Origin of the sequence: Nocardia sp. NPDC050697 (genome assembly GCF_040654395.1) — a bacterium.
GTDB lineage: Bacteria > Actinomycetota > Actinomycetes > Mycobacteriales > Mycobacteriaceae > Nocardia.
The window spans coordinates 112,173-128,121 of the sequence record NZ_JBFAHY010000001.1; the positions used below are offsets into that span (position 1 = coordinate 112,173).

General features: G+C 71.6%; 15 protein-coding genes and 1 tRNA gene. 11 read left to right on the forward strand and 5 right to left on the reverse strand.

Annotated elements, in window-relative coordinates; translation table 11 throughout:
• The first annotated feature begins 20 nt into the window (after positions 1-20).
• Entirely contained in the window at positions 21-521 is a 501-nt protein-coding gene (locus tag AB0H71_RS00555; RefSeq protein ID WP_357013265.1) for a MarR family transcriptional regulator, read from the forward strand.
• A 7-nt stretch (positions 522-528) separates the two neighbouring features.
• Here AB0H71_RS00555 and AB0H71_RS00560 read toward each other — a convergent pair whose 3' ends face one another.
• Entirely contained in the window at positions 529-1,095 is a 567-nt protein-coding gene (locus AB0H71_RS00560; protein WP_067649715.1) for a TetR/AcrR family transcriptional regulator, read from the reverse strand.
• An 80-nt stretch (positions 1,096-1,175) separates the two neighbouring features.
• Positions 1,176-3,998, reverse strand: coding sequence for an aconitate hydratase (locus tag AB0H71_RS00565; protein WP_357013268.1), 2,823 nt, complete (start codon positions 3,996-3,998; stop codon positions 1,176-1,178).
• Between the two features lie 306 nt (positions 3,999-4,304).
• Between AB0H71_RS00565 and AB0H71_RS00570 the strand changes: the two genes are divergently transcribed.
• From AB0H71_RS00570 to AB0H71_RS00605, 8 genes are all read left to right on the forward strand, one after another.
• Positions 4,305-4,817, forward strand: coding sequence for a DUF6676 family protein (locus AB0H71_RS00570; protein ID WP_357013271.1), 513 nt, complete (start codon positions 4,305-4,307; stop codon positions 4,815-4,817).
• A gap of 366 nt (positions 4,818-5,183) precedes the next feature.
• The gene (locus tag AB0H71_RS00575) at positions 5,184-6,557 is read left to right on the forward strand and encodes an NlpC/P60 family protein (protein ID WP_357013273.1); all 1,374 of its coding nucleotides are present in this window, start codon (positions 5,184-5,186) and stop codon (positions 6,555-6,557) included.
• Positions 6,558-6,655: 98 nt separating this feature from the next.
• Positions 6,656-7,849 (forward strand): MoxR family ATPase, encoded by a 1,194-nt coding sequence (locus AB0H71_RS00580; protein ID WP_357013275.1) that lies wholly within the window; start codon positions 6,656-6,658, stop codon positions 7,847-7,849.
• A 26-nt stretch (positions 7,850-7,875) separates the two neighbouring features.
• Positions 7,876-8,832, forward strand: a complete 957-nt coding sequence (locus AB0H71_RS00585; protein WP_357013278.1) for a DUF58 domain-containing protein — start codon at positions 7,876-7,878, stop codon at positions 8,830-8,832.
• Positions 8,829-9,830 carry a VWA domain-containing protein gene (locus AB0H71_RS00590; protein WP_357013281.1) on the forward strand — a complete coding sequence of 334 codons (1,002 nt, stop codon included), beginning with the start codon at positions 8,829-8,831 and terminating at the stop codon, positions 9,828-9,830. The genes AB0H71_RS00585 and AB0H71_RS00590 overlap by 4 nt, the downstream gene beginning before the upstream one ends.
• A gap of 113 nt (positions 9,831-9,943) precedes the next feature.
• Positions 9,944-10,660, forward strand: a complete 717-nt coding sequence (gene fabG1, locus AB0H71_RS00595) for a 3-oxoacyl-ACP reductase FabG1 (protein ID WP_357013283.1) — start codon at positions 9,944-9,946, stop codon at positions 10,658-10,660.
• Positions 10,661-10,708: 48 nt separating this feature from the next.
• Positions 10,709-11,539 (forward strand): NADH-dependent enoyl-ACP reductase InhA, encoded by an 831-nt coding sequence (gene inhA / locus AB0H71_RS00600; protein WP_357013286.1) that lies wholly within the window; start codon positions 10,709-10,711, stop codon positions 11,537-11,539.
• A 20-nt stretch (positions 11,540-11,559) separates the two neighbouring features.
• The gene (locus AB0H71_RS00605) at positions 11,560-12,612 is read left to right on the forward strand and encodes a ferrochelatase (RefSeq protein ID WP_357013289.1); all 1,053 of its coding nucleotides are present in this window, start codon (positions 11,560-11,562) and stop codon (positions 12,610-12,612) included.
• 80 nt (positions 12,613-12,692) lie between these two features.
• On the opposite strand, the gene AB0H71_RS00610 is transcribed toward AB0H71_RS00605, so the two are convergent.
• Positions 12,693-12,769 (reverse strand) — tRNA-Met (locus AB0H71_RS00610).
• A 64-nt stretch (positions 12,770-12,833) separates the two neighbouring features.
• On the opposite strand from AB0H71_RS00610, the gene AB0H71_RS00615 reads away from it, so the two are divergent.
• Together AB0H71_RS00615 and AB0H71_RS00620 are read left to right on the forward strand one after the other, a co-directional pair.
• Complete coding sequence (locus AB0H71_RS00615) at positions 12,834-13,529, forward strand: hypothetical protein (RefSeq protein WP_357013291.1); 696 nt, start codon at positions 12,834-12,836, stop codon at positions 13,527-13,529.
• Between the two features lie 36 nt (positions 13,530-13,565).
• A complete protein-coding gene (locus tag AB0H71_RS00620; protein ID WP_357013295.1) occupies positions 13,566-14,189 on the forward strand; it encodes a TRIC cation channel family protein in 624 nt (207 codons plus the stop codon).
• Positions 14,190-14,193: 4 nt separating this feature from the next.
• On the opposite strand, the gene AB0H71_RS00625 is transcribed toward AB0H71_RS00620, so the two are convergent.
• Both AB0H71_RS00625 and AB0H71_RS00630 read right to left on the reverse strand, forming a co-directional pair.
• Positions 14,194-15,003: a hypothetical protein gene (locus AB0H71_RS00625; protein WP_357013298.1), complete on the reverse strand. Its 810-nt coding sequence runs from the start codon at positions 15,001-15,003 to the stop codon at positions 14,194-14,196.
• A 79-nt stretch (positions 15,004-15,082) separates the two neighbouring features.
• Positions 15,083-15,907, reverse strand: coding sequence for a DUF3097 domain-containing protein (locus AB0H71_RS00630; RefSeq protein WP_357013301.1), 825 nt, complete (start codon positions 15,905-15,907; stop codon positions 15,083-15,085).
• Positions 15,908-15,949 lie beyond the last annotated feature (42 nt).

The following is a 15,949-nucleotide window of genomic DNA, read 5'->3' on the forward strand; positions in this document are numbered from 1 at the left end:
CACCGAATAGGATGGTGTCCATGGTGGAGCCGGACGCGGTCGACGCGATCGAAGCGCAGTGGCGGCGGGAGCGGCCGGACCTGGACACGGCGGCGATGGCGATCGTCGGCAGGCTGAGCCGGGTCGCGGCGGTGCTCGACCGCGAGATCGAGGGGGTCTTCACCGCGCACGGGCTACAGCGCGGGGAGTTCGACGTGCTGGCGGCGCTGCGCCGCTCGGGCGAGCCCTTCGCGCTGAACCCCTCCGCGCTGGCCGACACGCTCATGCTCTCCAGGGCGGGGATGACCGGGCGGCTGGACCGGCTGGAGCAGGCCGGGCTGGTGCGCCGCGGCGCGGACGCGGCCGATCGCCGCGCGATCAAGGTGGCGCTCACCGAGCGCGGGCGCGCGCTGGTGGACCGGGCGGTGCGCGCGCACACCGAGAACGAGACCAGGCTGCTCGCGGTGCTCCCGGCGGCGGACCGCCGGGAGCTGGACCGCATCGCGCGCGCCCTGCTCGCCGGGCTGGAGTCCGGGGCCTAGGCCAGGTCTAGGCCCGGCGCCGGACCGAGGCCTCGACCAGGTCGAGCACCGCGGTCAGGTTCTCGTTGGTGTGCCCGGAGGCGATCCGGGCGATCAGCCCGTCGAGCACCAGGTCGAGGTAGCCGAGCAGCACGTCGGTGGGGACGTCGTCGCGCAGCGCGCCCGCCGCCTTGCGGCGCTCCAGCCGGGCCAGGGTGGCCGCGGTGAGCTCGGCCGAGCGCTGGCTCCACCCGGCCCTGAACTCCGGGTCGGTGCGCAGCCTGCGCGCGATCTCCAGCCGGGTGCCGAGCCAGTTGAACTCCTCCGGGTGCGCGAGCATGTCCCGCATGACCTGGACGATGCCCTGGTTGGCGGCGACATCGGCCATCCGCTCGGCATCCTCCTGGGCGAGCGCGAGGAAGAGCGCGTCCTTGTCCCGGAAGTGGTGGAAGATCGCGCCCCTGGAGAGCCCGATCTCGTCCTCCAGCCGGCGCACGGTGGCGCCGTCGTAGCCGTACTCGGCGAAGCAGCGCCTGGCGCCGTCCAGGATCTGGCTGCGGCGCGCGGCGAGGTGGTCATCGCTGACCTTGGGCATCGGTCTCCTCGGGGGAAAACGCCAGGGGTCCGTGCACCGCCGCGCGATGCACGGACCCTTCCGTGACGGGGAACCTGCGATCAGCCGCGGATCATATTGCGCAGCACGTACTGCAGGATGCCGCCGTTGCGGTAGTAATCCGCCTCACCGGGGGTGTCGATCCGGACCACGGCGTCGAAGGTGACCTTCTCGCCGTCCTCCTTGGTGGCGGTCACCGTCAGCGTCTTCGGGGTCTTGCCCTCGTTCAGCGCGGTGATGCCCTCGATGTCGAAGACCTCGGTGCCGGTCAGCCCGAGCGACTTGGCCGACTCGCCCGCCGGGAACTGCAGCGGGATCACGCCCATGCCGATCAGGTTGGAGCGGTGGATGCGCTCGAACGACTCGGTGATGACAGCCCTGACGCCGAGCAGGCTGGTGCCCTTGGCCGCCCAGTCGCGCGAGGAGCCGGAGCCGTACTCCTTGCCGCCGAGCACGACCAGCGGGATCCCCGCCGCCTGGTAGTTCTGCGCGGCGTCGTAGATGAACGCCTGCGGGCCGCCCTCCTGGGTGAAGTCGCGGGTGTAACCGCCCGAGACGTCGTCCAGCAGCTGGTTGCGCAGCCGGATGTTGGCGAAGGTGCCGCGGATCATCACCTCGTGGTTGCCGCGCCGCGAGCCGAGCGAGTTGTAGTCCTTGCGCTCCACGCCGTGCTCGTCCAGGTACTGCGCGGCCGGGGTGCCCGGCTTGATCGGACCGGCCGGGCTGATGTGGTCGGTGGTCACCGAGTCGCCGAGCAGCGCGAGCACGCGGGCGCCGGTGATGTCGGTGACCGGGGCCGGCTCCATCTCCATGCCGTCGAAGTACGGCGCCTTGCGCACGTAGGTGGAGTTCGGGTCCCAGGCGAAGGTGTCGCCCTCCGGGGTGTCCAGGTTCTGCCAGCGCTCGTCACCGTCGAAGATCGTGGCGTAGGACTTGCGGAACATGTCCTGGCTGATCGTCGACTTGATGGTGTCGTCGATCTCCTGGGCCGAGGGCCAGATGTCCTTCAGGAAGACGTCGTTGCCCTCGGTGTCCTTGCCCAGCGGGTCGACCTCGAAGTCGAAGTCCATGGTGCCCGCGAGCGCGTAGGCGATGACCAGCGGCGGCGAGGCCAGGTAGTTCATCTTCACGTCGGGGGAGATGCGGCCCTCGAAGTTGCGGTTGCCGGAGAGCACCGCGGTGACCGAGAGGTCGTTGTCGTTGACCGCCTTGGAGATCTCCTCCGGCAGCGGGCCGGTGTTGCCGATGCAGGTGGTGCAGCCGTAGCCGCCCAGGTAGAAGCCGAGCTTCTCCAGGTAGGGCCAGAGCCCCGCCTTCTCGTAGTAGTCCGAGACCACCTGCGAGCCGGGCGCCATGTTGGTCTTCACCCACGGCTTGCTGGCGAGCCCCTTCTCCACCGCGTTGCGGGCGAGCAGGGCGGCGCCGAGCATGACCGACGGGTTGGAGGTGTTGGTGCAGGAGGTGATGCCCGCGACCACCACGGCGCCGTGGTCGAGCACGAAGTCCCCGCGCTCGGCGGAGCGCACCGTGACCGGCTTGGTCGGGCGGCCCTCGGCGCCGTTCGCCGCGGACGGGGTGACGTCCACCGCGCCGTCGTCGGCGAAGGAGAGCACCGCCGGGTCGCTGGCCGGGAAGGACTCGTCGATCGCCTCGTCCAGCTGGGTGTGCGGGGTGTCCGCGGCGACCTCGCCCTGCGCGTCGCTGGTGTAGTTGTGGATGTCCTTGCGGAACGCCACCTTGGACTCGCTGAGCAGGATGCGGTCCTGCGGGCGCTTCGGCCCGGCGATCGACGGCACCACGGTGTTCAGGTCCAGCTCGAGGTACTCGGAGTAGGACGGCTCGCGCTCGGCGTCGTGCCACATCCCCTGCTCCTTGGCGTACGCCTCGACGAGCGCGAGCTGCTCGTCGCTGCGGCCGGTGAGGCGCAGGTAGTTGATGGTCTCGCCGTCGATCGGGAAGATCGCGGCGGTGGAGCCGAACTCCGGGCTCATATTGCCGAGGGTGGCGCGGTTGGCCAGCGGCACCTCGGCCACGCCCGCGCCGTAGAACTCCACGAACTTGCCGACCACGCCGTGCTTGCGCAGCATGTCGGTGACGGTGAGCACGACGTCGGTGGCGGTCACGCCGGGCTGGATCTCACCGGTCAGCTTGAAGCCGACGACGCGCGGGATCAGCATGGAGACCGGCTGGCCGAGCATGGCGGCCTCGGCCTCGATGCCGCCGACGCCCCAGCCGAGCACGCCGAGGCCGTTGACCATGGTGGTGTGCGAGTCGGTGCCGACGCAGGTGTCCGGGTAGGCCTGGCCGTTGCGGACCATCACGGTCGGGGCCAGGTACTCGATGTTCACCTGGTGCACGATGCCCATGCCGGGCGGGACGACCTTGAAGTCGTCGAAGGCGCCCTGGCCCCAGCGCAGGAACTGGTAGCGCTCGCCGTTGCGCTGGTACTCCAGGTCGACATTGCGCTCCAGCGCGTCGGCGCGGCCGAAGACGTCGAGGATCACCGAGTGGTCGATGACCATGTCGGCGGGGGAGAGCGGGTTGACCTTGTTCGGGTCACCGCCGAGGGTGGTGACGGCCTCGCGCATGGTGGCCAGGTCGACCACGCAGGGGACGCCGGTGAAGTCCTGCATGATCACCCGGGCCGGGGTGAACTGGATCTCGATGCTCGGCTCGGCCGAGGGGTCCCACTCCGCGATCGCGCGGATGTGGTCGGCGGTGATATTGGCGCCGTCCTCGGTGCGCAGCAGGTTCTCCGCGAGCACCTTGAGGGCGTAGGGGAGTTTCTCGGTGCCCGGCACGGCCGAGAGGCGGAAGATCTCGTAGGAGTTGCTTCCGACCTCGAGGGTGCCCTTGGCGCCGAAGGTGTCGTTACTCGTCGTCACGTCAGCTCCACTCGTCTATGAGGGTTGGTCATCGGCGGGGCTGTGCCGGTGACCGAGTCTTTCGAGGGTCGTGTGGCGTCCCGAAGGGCTCGGTACGCTGCTTTCCTCGCGGCTACGACCTTAACAGTACGCTTGTCCTGTGAGCGCCGGGGGGCCGCCCGGCGTGCCGCAGGCAGGGCCCGCGGGGCCGGGTCGCGTACTGTGCTCTCGAGCGTGTGCCGGTCGGATGCCGGAGAACCGCTGCCACTGTAGGAACCAGGAGCCTCCGCTGTCGAGGCGACGCGAGATCGGATGGATACGACCACCGTGACCAACTCGGTTTTCGGCCCCATGGCCACCGGCCTGCCCGAGGGCGCCGACCTCGACGAGATCCGCGCGGACCTGGCCGGCGACCACGTCGCCGCGCCGAGCGGCCGGGATCAGCGGGAGCTGGCCGACCTGGTCGCCGCGGCGCGCGCCGACGGCATCGAGCTGAGCGTGGTCGTGGTGCCTGGCAATCCGTGGCACGACTCGCAGCTGCGCGATCTGGCGACCGAGGTCGGCAAGTTCGAGCACGGCACCGTCGCGGTCTTCAGCGACGACTGGATCGGCACCGACAGCGACAGCGTCAGCCGGGTGCGGCTGGAGTGGGCCGAGGACAAGGCCAAGTACAAGGGCGGCGACACCGAGGCGGCGGTCGGGACCTTCACGCACCGGCTGGAGCAGCCGGAGGGCATCTCCTGGTCGCTGCTGACCGGCGTGCTCATCGCCATCACCGTGCTGCTGGTCGGCGGGCTGGCCTGGATCAAGGCGCGCAGGCGGGCCGCCGAGCACTCCTGAGCCCGCCGGTTCACCGAGCCGCCACCGCCTCCGGTGGCGGCTTTTTCGCGGCCTCCGGTCGGGCACGCAGCTAACTTTCAGAACGCTCGGTTCGTTTTAGGCGGAACTTCCTGACGCCCATCCGGCAAATGAGTAGCAACGACCGAATTACGCGGGTGTAGTTCGCCTGGAAAAGTTCCTTCGGTAACTCCTGTGACGTACGGTTCAACGTGATGCGCCTGGGGAAATAGTGGGAGAAGGGCTTGAATGTGACCCACGTTCCCGGCGGGTCTGCTGTTGCTTCTGAGTAGTGGTGTCCCGCTGGAGGTACCGATGCGTGAGAGTGGCAAACCGAAGAAACGCCGTCCGCTACGTGTCGCTGCGGGATTGCTGATCGCTGCGGTGTTGCTGATCGGCACCGGGCAGGCGCTCGCGGTGCCGCCCCCGCCGCCGAACCCCAGCGACCAGGAGATCGCGCGGGCCGGGGCGGAGGTCGACTCCGGCGTCGCCGCAGTGAGCGGCCTCGTCAACGAGGTCGCCGCCGCCGACCAGCAGCTGCAGGTGCTCGACGATGCCGTCGCCCGCACCCGCGAGGAGGTCAACAAGGCGCTGGTCGACCTGCAGAACGCCAGGGACGCCGCGGATGACGCCGCCGCGCACGTGACCGACACCCTGCAGTCGCTCTCCGCCGCCGGCGACCAGGTGACGCGGGCCCGCAACGACTTCGACGACTTCGCCACCGAGGCGTACACCCGCCCCGGCGCCACGACCATGGTGAGCTACCTCTCCGCCGCCACCCCGGATGCCGCGCTGGACCGGGCCCAGGTGCTCGACCTGGTCTCCCGGCGGCAGCAGTCGGTGCTGGACGGGCTGCGCCGCGCGCAGCTCGATCAGGGCAACCGGAATTCCGAGGCGCGGCAGGCCAAGTCGGTCGCGGACGCGGCCGCCGCCGACGCCGAGGTCAAGAAGGACGCGGCGCAGGACGCGGTGACCGCGGCGACCGCCGAGCTGGACCGGCAGACCGTGCAGCGCAACGTGCTACAGCAGGCCCGCGACGCCGCCCAGGGCAGATTGGACGCGGCCCGCTCCACCGTCTCCGGGCTCCAGGACCAGCGCGCCGTCTGGATCGACTGGGATCGGCAGCGCAAGGCCGAGGAGGCGGCGATCAGGGCCGCGGCCACCGCGGCCGCCGCCCGCGCCGCCGTCGACCAGGCCGCGCGCGACCGGGCCGCCACCCTGAACCAGGGCAGCAGGCCGCACACCCAGCTGGAGGCGACGCCCGCCACGCCGGGCAAGCCGAAGAAGCCGAAGCCCTCCTCGCCCTCGGTGCACGGCTCGGGTGCGGTGGAGACCGTGGTGGACCGCGCCATGTCGCAGCTCGGCGTCACCTACGCCTGGGGCGGCGGCGACGAGGACGGCCCGACCCTCGGTATCAAGGACGGCGGCGTCGCCGACGAGCACGGCGACTACAAGAAGGTCGGCTTCGACTGCTCCGGGCTGATGCTCTACGCCTTCGCCGGGATCGGGGTGGCGCTGCCGCACTACAGTGGCTACCAGTACAACGCGGGTACCCGCGTCCCGGTCGACCAGCGGCGCCGCGGCGACATGCTCTTCTGGGGCGCGGGCGGGAGCCAGCACGTCGCGCTCTACCTCGGCGACGGCACCATGATCGAAGCACCGCAGTCCGGCGACGTCGTGAAGGTGTCGCCGGTCCGCACGGGCGGGATCATGCCGTACGCGGTGCGGATCGTCACCGGCTGACCGGGTGCGCGGCAGCCGAAGTCGCACCGGTTGCGGCGGAGCGGCCCATTACCTGGAATAGTTGTGGCAGCACGCACAGGACCGAGGCGAAAGCGGGGATGTTGGTGACTTCGACGGATGGTGTGAGCGGGGTAGGTCTGGCGAAGGACCCGCCCGCACCCGGCAGCACCCTGGAGCGTGACGTGCAGCTCCTCGAGAAGGCGATCTACGAGGTCAAGCGGGTCATCGTGGGCCAGGACCGGCTCGTGGAGCGGCTGCTCGTCGGTGTGCTCGCGCGCGGCCACGTGCTGCTGGAGGGCGTGCCCGGCATCGCCAAGACGCTCGCCGTCGAGACCTTCGCCACCGTGGTCGGCGGCTCCTTCTCCCGGGTGCAGTTCACCCCGGACCTGGTCCCCACCGACCTCGTCGGCACCAGGATCTACCGCCAGGGCAAGGAGGAGTTCGACACCGAGCTCGGCCCGGTGGTCGCGAACTTCGTGCTCGCCGACGAGATCAACCGCGCGCCCGCCAAGGTGCAGTCGGCGCTGCTCGAGGTGATGGCCGAGCGGCACGTCTCGATCGGCGGCAAGACCTACCCGATGCCCGATCCGTTCCTGGTCATGGCGACCCAGAACCCGATCGAGAGCGAGGGCGTCTACCCGCTCCCCGAAGCGCAGCGCGACCGCTTCCTCTTCAAGGTCGTGGTGGATTACCCCACGGTCGAGGAGGAGCGCGAGATCATCTACCGGATGGGCGTCACCCCGCCCACCGCGAACCGGATCCTCGACCCCGAGGGGCTGATCCGGCTGCAGAAGCTCGCCGCCAACACCTTCGTGCACCACGCGCTCGTCGACTACGTGGTCCGGGTGATCGCCGCGACCCGCAAGCCGCTGGAGTTCGGCATGCCGGATGTCGCGAGCTGGATCGCCTACGGCGCCTCGCCGCGCGCCAGCCTCGGCATCATCGCCGCCGCCCGCTCGGTGGCGCTGATCCGCGGCCGCGACTACGTGGTCCCGCAGGACGTGGTCGAGGTGATCCCGGACGTGCTGCGGCACCGGCTGGTGCTCTCCTACGACGCGCTGGCCGACGAGATCTCGCCGGAGGACGTGATCCGCCGGGTGCTGCAGACCGTCGGGCTGCCGCAGGTGGCGCCGCAGGCGGTCGCGGGCAGCAACGGCGCGGGCGCCCCGCCCGCCCCCGCGCAGCAGCAGCCGTACCCGCAGCAGCAGGGCGTGCCGCCGCAGCCAGCGCCGCAGCAGCATCCGCAGGGCGCGCCGGTCCCGCAGGCCGCCGGCAACAACCAGTCGCAGTGACGGCGGCCTCCGAACCGGTTGCCCGCGTGCCGAATCCGACCCATGCCCCGCCGTCGTTCCGTGCCGGTGAGCTCACCGACCCGAAGCTGACGGCGGCGCTCAAGACGCTCGAGCTCACGGTGCGCCGCCGGCTCGACGGCGTGCTGCACGGCGACCACCTCGGGCTCATCCCCGGCCCCGGCTCGGAACCGGGCGAGGCGCGGATCTACCAGCCCGGCGACGACGTGCGCCAGATGGACTGGTCGGTCACCGCCCGCACCACCAACCCGCACGTCCGGCAGATGATCGCCGACCGCGAGCTGGAGACCTGGATCGTGGTCGACCTCTCGGCCAGCCTGGATTTCGGCACCGCGCTGTGCCAGAAGCGCGATCTCGCGATCGCCGCCGCGGCCGCCGTCACCCACCTGACCAGCGGCGGCGGCAACCGGATCGGCGCCGTGGTCGCGACCGGCGACCGGCTGGTGCGGATCCCGGCGCGCAGCGGGCGGGTGCACGCGCAGTCGCTGCTGCGCGATATCGCCACCACCCCGCACGCCGCCGACGGCGTCCGCGGCGACCTGAAGGCCGGGATCGAATCGCTGCGCAGGCCGCAGCGCAAACGCGGCCTCGCGGTGATCATCAGCGACTTCCTCGGCGAGATCGACTGGCAGCGCTCGCTGCGCGCCATCTCGGCGCGGCACGACCTGCTCGCCGTCGAGGTGCTCGACCCCCGCGACCTGACCCTGCCCGACGTCGGCGACGTGGTGCTGCACGACCCGGAGACCGGGCGCACCCGCGAGTTCAGCGTCACGAATACCCTGCGGGCCGATTACGCGGCCGCCGCGGAGCAGCACCGTACCCAGGTGGAGCAGGCGCTGCGCAGCTGCGGCGCGCCGGTGCTCCCGCTGCGTACCGACCGGGACTGGATCGCCGACGTGGTCCGGTTCGTGTCCACCCGGCGCCACAGCTTCGGCGCCCCGACCGGGCGGGTGCCTCGTCAGTGAGCATTTCCCACTTCAACGCGCCGATCTGGCTCGGATTCCTCGCCGTCGTCGCGATCATCGTGCTCGGCTACGTGCTGGTGCAGCGCGGCAGGCACAGGCAGATGCTGCGCTTCGGCAATATGGAGCTGCTGGAGAAGGTCGCGCCGGCCAGGCCGAGCCCGTTCCGGCACGCGCCGATCGCGCTCATGCTGGTCGGGCTGATCTTCCTGACCATCGCCGCGGCCGGGCCGACCAGCGTGCAGAAGGTGCCGCGGAACCGCGCCACCGTCATGATCGTCATGGACGTCTCGCTCTCCATGGAGGCCACCGACGTCGCGCCGAACCGGCTGCAGGTGGCGCAGAAGGCGGGCAAGGACTTCGTCGACGGGCTGCCCGAGGGGCTGAACATCGGCTTCGTGAGCTTCGCCGGCACCGCGTCGGTGATGGTCTCGCCGACCACGAACCACGAGGCGGTCAAGGCCTCGATCGACAATGTCAAGCTCGCCGAGCGCACCGCCACCGGTGAGGGCATCCTGACCGCGCTGCAGGCCATCGACACGCTCGCCTCGGTGCTCGGCGGGGCGCAGGAGCCGCCGCCCGCCCGGATCGTGCTGATGTCGGACGGCAAGCAGACCGTCCCCGACTTCAACGACCAGGACGATCCCCGGCACGAGTTCGTCGCGGCCCGGCTGGCCAAGACCAAGAACGTGCCCATCTCGACCATCTCCTTCGGCACCAAGTGGGGCGTGGTGCACATCCCGCGGCCGGAGGGCGGCACCGACGACGTCCGGGTCGAGGTGGACGACGACGCCATGCGCGAGATCGCCCGCCTCTCCGGCGGCGAGTTCTACACGGCGTCCTCGCTGCAGGAGCTGACCTCGGTCTACGACACCCTGGAGGAGCAGATCGGCTACGAGCTCACCCGGGGCGACGCCAGCCGCCCCTGGCTGCTGCTCGGCATGCTGCTCGTCGCCGCGGGCGTGGTCACCGGGCTGCTCCGCCGCCAGCGGCTGCCGTGATCCGCGCGGCGCCGTTGTGCTGTCTCACACGACGGCGGCCGTGCGCGGATGACGGTCCGACAAACCTGGTGGCCTCGTCGTGATCGCGGTATTCGAACGGGTAGGTTGATCGCATGTCGAACACCACATCCCGTTCGGTCCTGGTGACCGGAGGAAACCGCGGCATCGGGCTCGCGGTCGCCCAGCGTCTGCTCGCCGACGGTCACAAGGTCGCGGTGACGCACCGTGGTTCGGGGGTGCCCGACGGGCTGTTCGGGGTGAAGTGCGATGTCACCGACGGCGCGTCGGTGGATGCCGCGTTCACCGAGGTCGAGCAGCACCAGGGGCCGGTCGAGGTGCTGGTGGCGAATGCCGGGATCACCGAGGACACCCTGCTCATGCGCATGAGCGAAGAGCAGTTCACCAAGGTCCTCGACGCCAACCTGACCGGTGCCTTCCGGGTCGCCAAGCGGGCCAACCGCGCGATGCTGCGCGCGCGCTGGGGGCGGCTGATCTTCCTCGGTTCGGTCGTCGGCATGGCCGGCATGGCCGGCCAGGTGAACTACGCCGCGACCAAGGCCGGTGTCATCGGCATGGCCCGCTCGCTCACCCGTGAGCTCGGCTCGCGCTCGATCACCGCCAACGTGGTCGCACCCGGCTTCATCGAGACCGATATGACCAACAGCCTGGACGACAAGTACCAGGAGATGGCGGTGCAGGCGATCCCGCTGGGGCGCAAGGGCAAGCCGGAGGACGTCGCCGCTGTCATCAGCTTCCTGGCCTCCGAGGACTCGGGCTACGTGTCCGGCGCCGTGATTCCCGTCGACGGCGGCCTCGGCATGGGCCACTGACCCGCTCGTCGCACACCTTTCAACGAACCTCAGGAGAACCGAGAACCCATGGGCGGACTGCTCGAAGGCAAGACCATCCTGATCACCGGGATCATCACCGACGCGTCGATCGCGTTCCGCGCGGCGGCGATCGCGCAGGAGCAGGACGCGACGGTGCTCATCACCGGGATCCCGGAGCGGCTGCGGCTGATCGACCGGATCGCCAGGCGGCTGCCCAAGGAGGTCCCGCCGGCGATCGGCCTCGACATCACCAACGAGGACGACCTGAACGCGCTGGCGGGCAAGGTCCGCGAGCTGGCCCCGCAGGGGCTGGACGGCGTGCTGCACTCCATCGCGTTCGCCCCGCGCACCCTCATGGGCCCGGAGGCCAAGCCGTTCCTGGAGGGGCCGGGCCCGGACGCCGCCAAGGCCTTCGAGATCTCGGCCTGGAGCTACGCCTCGCTGGCCCGCGCGGTGCTCCCGGTGCTGAACGAGGGCGCCTCGCTGGTCGGCATGGACTTCGATCCGCGTACCGCCATGCCGTACTACAACTGGATGGGCGTGGCCAAGGCCGCGCTGGAGTCGGTGAACCGGTATGTGGCGCGCGAGGTCGGCGAGGCCAAGCGGGCCCGCTCGAACCTGGTCGCCGCGGGCCCGATCAAGACGCTGGCCGCCAAGGCCATCGCGGGCACCGCCACCGACGACGCGGCGAAGCTGAACCAGCTCAACGAGTACTGGGACGGCGCCTCGCCGATCGGCTGGAACGTGGACGACCCGACCGCGGTGGGGAAGTCCATCGTGGCGCTGCTCTCCGACTGGCTGCCCGCCACCACCGGCTCCATCGTGTATGTGGACGGCGGCGCCAGCCACAACACCTGGTTCCCGGAGAGCTTCAACTGACCGACCCCGAGGAGGCTCCCGTGGCCGCACAGGCCGACGCACTCTTGCTGTTGTCGTTCGGCGGCCCGGAGCGTCCCGAGGACGTGATGCCGTTCCTGGAGAACGTGACCAGGGGCCGCAATGTCCCGCACGAGCGGCTGCTCGCGGTGGCCGAGCACTACCACCACTTCGGCGGCCGGTCGCCGATCAACGAGCTCAACCTGGCGATCATCGCCGCGGTGGAGGCGGAGATCGCGGCCGCCGGGCTGGAGCTGCCGGTGTACTTCGGCAACCGGAACTGGCACCCCATGGTGGAGGACACCGTGGGCCGGATGGCGGCTGACGGGGTGCGCTCGGCGCTGGTCTTCCCGACCTCCGCGTGGGGCGGGTACTCCGGCTGCCTCCAGTACCACGAGGACATCGCCCGCGCCCGGGGTGCGGTGGGTGCGGCGGCGCCGCGGCTGGTGAAGCTGCGGCAGTACTTCGACCACCCGCTGCTGATCGAGGCGTTCGCCGACGCCATCCGCGCCGCGCTGGCCGAGCTGCCCGCCGACCGGCGCAACCGGGCCCGGCTGGTCTTCACCGCGCACTCCGTTCCGGTCTCCGCCGACGGCGCCGCCGGGCCGCCCGCGCTCGGCGGGCAGCTGTACTCGCGCCAGGTCGCCGAGGCGGCGCGGCTCTGCGCCGCGGCGGCCGGGTTCGCCGATTTCGACGTGGTGTGGCAGTCCCGCTCCGGCCCCCCGCACATCCCGTGGCTGGAGCCGGACATCGTCGACCACCTGGATGCGTTGAGCGGCAAGGGAATCGACGCCGTCGTGGTCTGCCCGGTCGGCTTCGTCTCCGACCACCTCGAGGTGATCTGGGACCTGGACAACGAGGCCGAGGAGCGCGCCCGCGCACTCGGCATGGCCTTCGCCCGCGCGGGCACCCCCGGCGCCGACCCGCGCTTCGCCCAGCTCGTCCTGGAGCTGATCGGCGAGCACCTGGACGCCGCCCCCGCCCGCAAGCTCGGCACCGTCCCCGGCTTCGGCTGCACCCCCGACGGCACCCCCTGCGCCGTCGGCTGCTGCGCACCTCCGCGCCGCCCTTCCTGACCGAGAAAGGAGGGCGGGCGCCGGGAGACCCCAGGCCTGAAAAGAGTTGTGGCCCCGGAGGAATTCCTCCGGGGCCACCGTGGTAGCGGGGACAGGATTTGAACCTGCGGCCTCTGGGTTATGAGCCCAGCGAGCTACCGAGCTGCTCCACCCCGCGTCGCATCCCCTACGTTACACACCGCACGCCGAGAAGCGAAATCGGCTCCGGTAGCTTCGGCCGGGTGATCGCGAATGCCAGGCGGTGGAAGCACGGTGACCTGCCACGGGAACGGCTGCTGGAGCTGCTCGCCCCGGTGCGGGACGAGCGCAAGCGGGCCCGCTTGGTCGAGGCCGTGGACGAGATCGACGACTACGAGGGCGATTTCGTCGTGGTCGAGGGTGACCTGCACGTGCGCGGCGATCTGGACCCGGCCGCGGCGGGTGCGTTCCTGCTCGTCGTCACCGGCGACCTGACCGTCGACGGGGTCTACACCGACAGCGACGACCCGGAGACCTTCCTGCTGGTCGGCGGCGACCTGCGGGCCCGCGACGTGGTGACCGCGGGCTGGCTGGAGGTCGGCGGCGACCTGCGCGCGAACCGCGTCGTCGGCGACTACAACGACTGCGCCGCGGATATCGGGGGCTCGGTGCACTGCGCGCTCTTCTACGGCGAGCAGCACCACTTCACCATGGGTGGCGAGCTGGCCGCCGATGTCGTGATCGGCAGACCGCGGCTCGCGATCGGCAGCGCACCCGCGTACCTCGAGCTGGACGATCCCCGCCTGCTCGAGCACCTGGACCGCTCCGTGTTGCGCCTGCTGGACGACGAGGCCGAGGACGGCAACCCGCTCGTCCTGGTCGACGGCATCGGCGACTTCCGCGCGCTGAAGCGCCGGGTCCGGGCCGGCCTGCCGATCGGGCCGGAGCGGACCCGCTGACGACGCCCTGCGGTCCGCGTGCGGCACGATGCTGTGATGCTGCCGGAAATCCTGAACGGCGCGGGCATCGCCGTCTTCGCCGCCTCGGGCGCCCTGGTCGGCGTGCGCAAGGACCTCGACCTTTGGGGCATCCTCACGGTGGGCGTGCTCACCGGGGTCGGCGGCGGCATCCTGCGCGACGTGCTGCTGGGCCGGACGCCGCCGGTCGCGGTGCAGGACTGGGTGCCGATCGGCATCGGCTCGCTCGCGGCGCTGGTGGTGTTCTTCTTCCACCCGGCCTTCGCCGCGCTGCGCCGCACGATCCTGGTGCTCGACGCCATCGGGATGGGGCTCTTCGCCGCCACCGGCGCCGCGCTCGCGCTCGACCTGCACAGCAGCCCGTCGGCGGCCGCGCTGGTCGGGCTGCTGACGGCGGTGGGCGGCGGGATCCTGCGGGACGTGCTGGTCCGCGAGATCCCGCTGCTGCTGCAGCCGTCGGATCTGTACGCGGTCCCGGCGGTGCTCGGCGCGGCGATCGTGGCGCTCGGTGGCACCTACACGGCGGTGCCGCAGTCGGTGTGGCTGGTCACCGGGGCGGTGGCGGCGACCGGGCTGCGGCTGCTCGGCCTGCTCTTCGGCTGGCGGCTGCCGACGGCGCCCCGGCCCCGGCTCCCGGGGTGAGTGGTCAGGCGGGGCGGGCGGCGGCGTGCACGGCGACCAGCCGGGCGGCGCGGATGGCGTCCCAGAGCGGGCGCAGCAGCGTCTCCTGCGCACCGTGCGAGCTGGCCGAGGTGGGGCGGGCGGCCGGCTCCCGCTGCGCCACCGTGAGGATGGCGGCGACGTGGTCGGCGGTGTCCAGGATTCGCCTGGCGCGCAGCGGAACCGAGTCCGGGTAGTCGTGCCGGGAGTAGTCGGCGAGCTCGGCCTCGATCAGCTCGCGCGGGTCGCCGGAGCCGCCGCCCATGGCGGTGGTGTGCAGCTGCTGCAGCGCGTCGGCGGCGTCCCGGACGGCCTCGCGCATGGCGTACTCGGCCTCGCCGAGCGACATGTCCTGGCCGTGCTCGGGCCGCACCGGGGCGCTGTAGACGGTCCACTGCAGGGTGCCCTCGTCGGTCCAGTGCGGGATGAGCCCGGTGCCCTCGCCGCCCGGGACCCCGATCAGCAGCCCCTCCTCGGCCTCCAGCGCGTCGGCGGCGAAGGCGGTGCCGGGCGGCAGGCCGCGCAGGTCACCGGGGACCGGGAGGACCAGCCGCATGCGGGCGCCCGGTTCGGCCATCGCCTCGCGGATCACCTTGAGCAGCGCCATGATTCCGGCGCCCGCATTGCCGTGCGCGGACCAGGGCAGGTCGGTGCGGCCGCCGGTCACCGGGTCGCCCGCCGCGATGGTGTGCGTGGGCGACCAGGCCTGCAGCGCCTCCAGGACGTCGTCGGGCGCGCTGCAGCCGGCCAGCCAGGAGCCGGCCCAGACCGTCAGCGTGGCACTGGGGGAGCACATGACATTCGAGCATAGAGGCTGTCAGCGAGCGGCGGGCGACGTCGACGGCGGCACCGGCGCAACCGGATCGACCCGGCGATCACTCCGGTTCGGTGACGAAGTCGATGAGCCGCTCCACCGCGCCGATCAGCGGCGATTCCAGGTCGCGGAAGCTGTGCACCCCGGCCTGCACGCGGCGCCAGCCGTCCTGTGGCGAACCCCACCGCAACCGGGTGCAGATGCCGGTCTTCCAGTCCTCGCCGCGCGGCACCCGCGGCCACTCCGGGATGCCGAGCGCCGACGGCTTCACCGCCTGCCACACATCGACGTAGGGATGCCCGGTGACCAGCACATACGGCCCGAGCCCCTGGGTCAGCCGGTCCTCCTTGGTGCCGGTGACCAAATGGTCGACCAGCACCCCGACCCGGCGGCCCGGCCCCGGCTCGAACTCGGCGAGCCGGGCGGCCAGATTGTCCAGCCCCTCCAGGTGCTCCACCACCACGCCCTCGACCCGCAGGTCGTGCCCCCACACCCGCTCCACCAGCGCGGCATCGTGCACGCCCTCGACCCAGATCCGGCTGCCTCGCGCGACCCGGGCGCGCAGCCCCTCGACCCGGGTGGAGCCGGAGGCGGAGCGGGTCGCCGCCGCCGGCGCCGCGGCGGCCGGGCGCACCAGGGTGACCGGCTCGCCGTCGAGCAGGAACGCCGCCTCGCGCAGCGCGAAGAGCCGGACCGCGCCGCGCCGATCCTCCAGCTTCACGAACTCGCCGTCGTAGCTGCGGTCGAATCCGACGACGGCCCCGCAGAATCCGCTCGCCGCGTCCTCCACCACCAGGTCGCGCTCGGCGGCGACCTCGGGCACCGCCCGCCGCCGCGCCCTGGAATGCCCCGAGTAGATGTCGCCGTACCTGTCGTGCCCGCTCACGGCTCCCGAAACTACCCGCCGGTGCGGTCGTTCCGGCCGCGC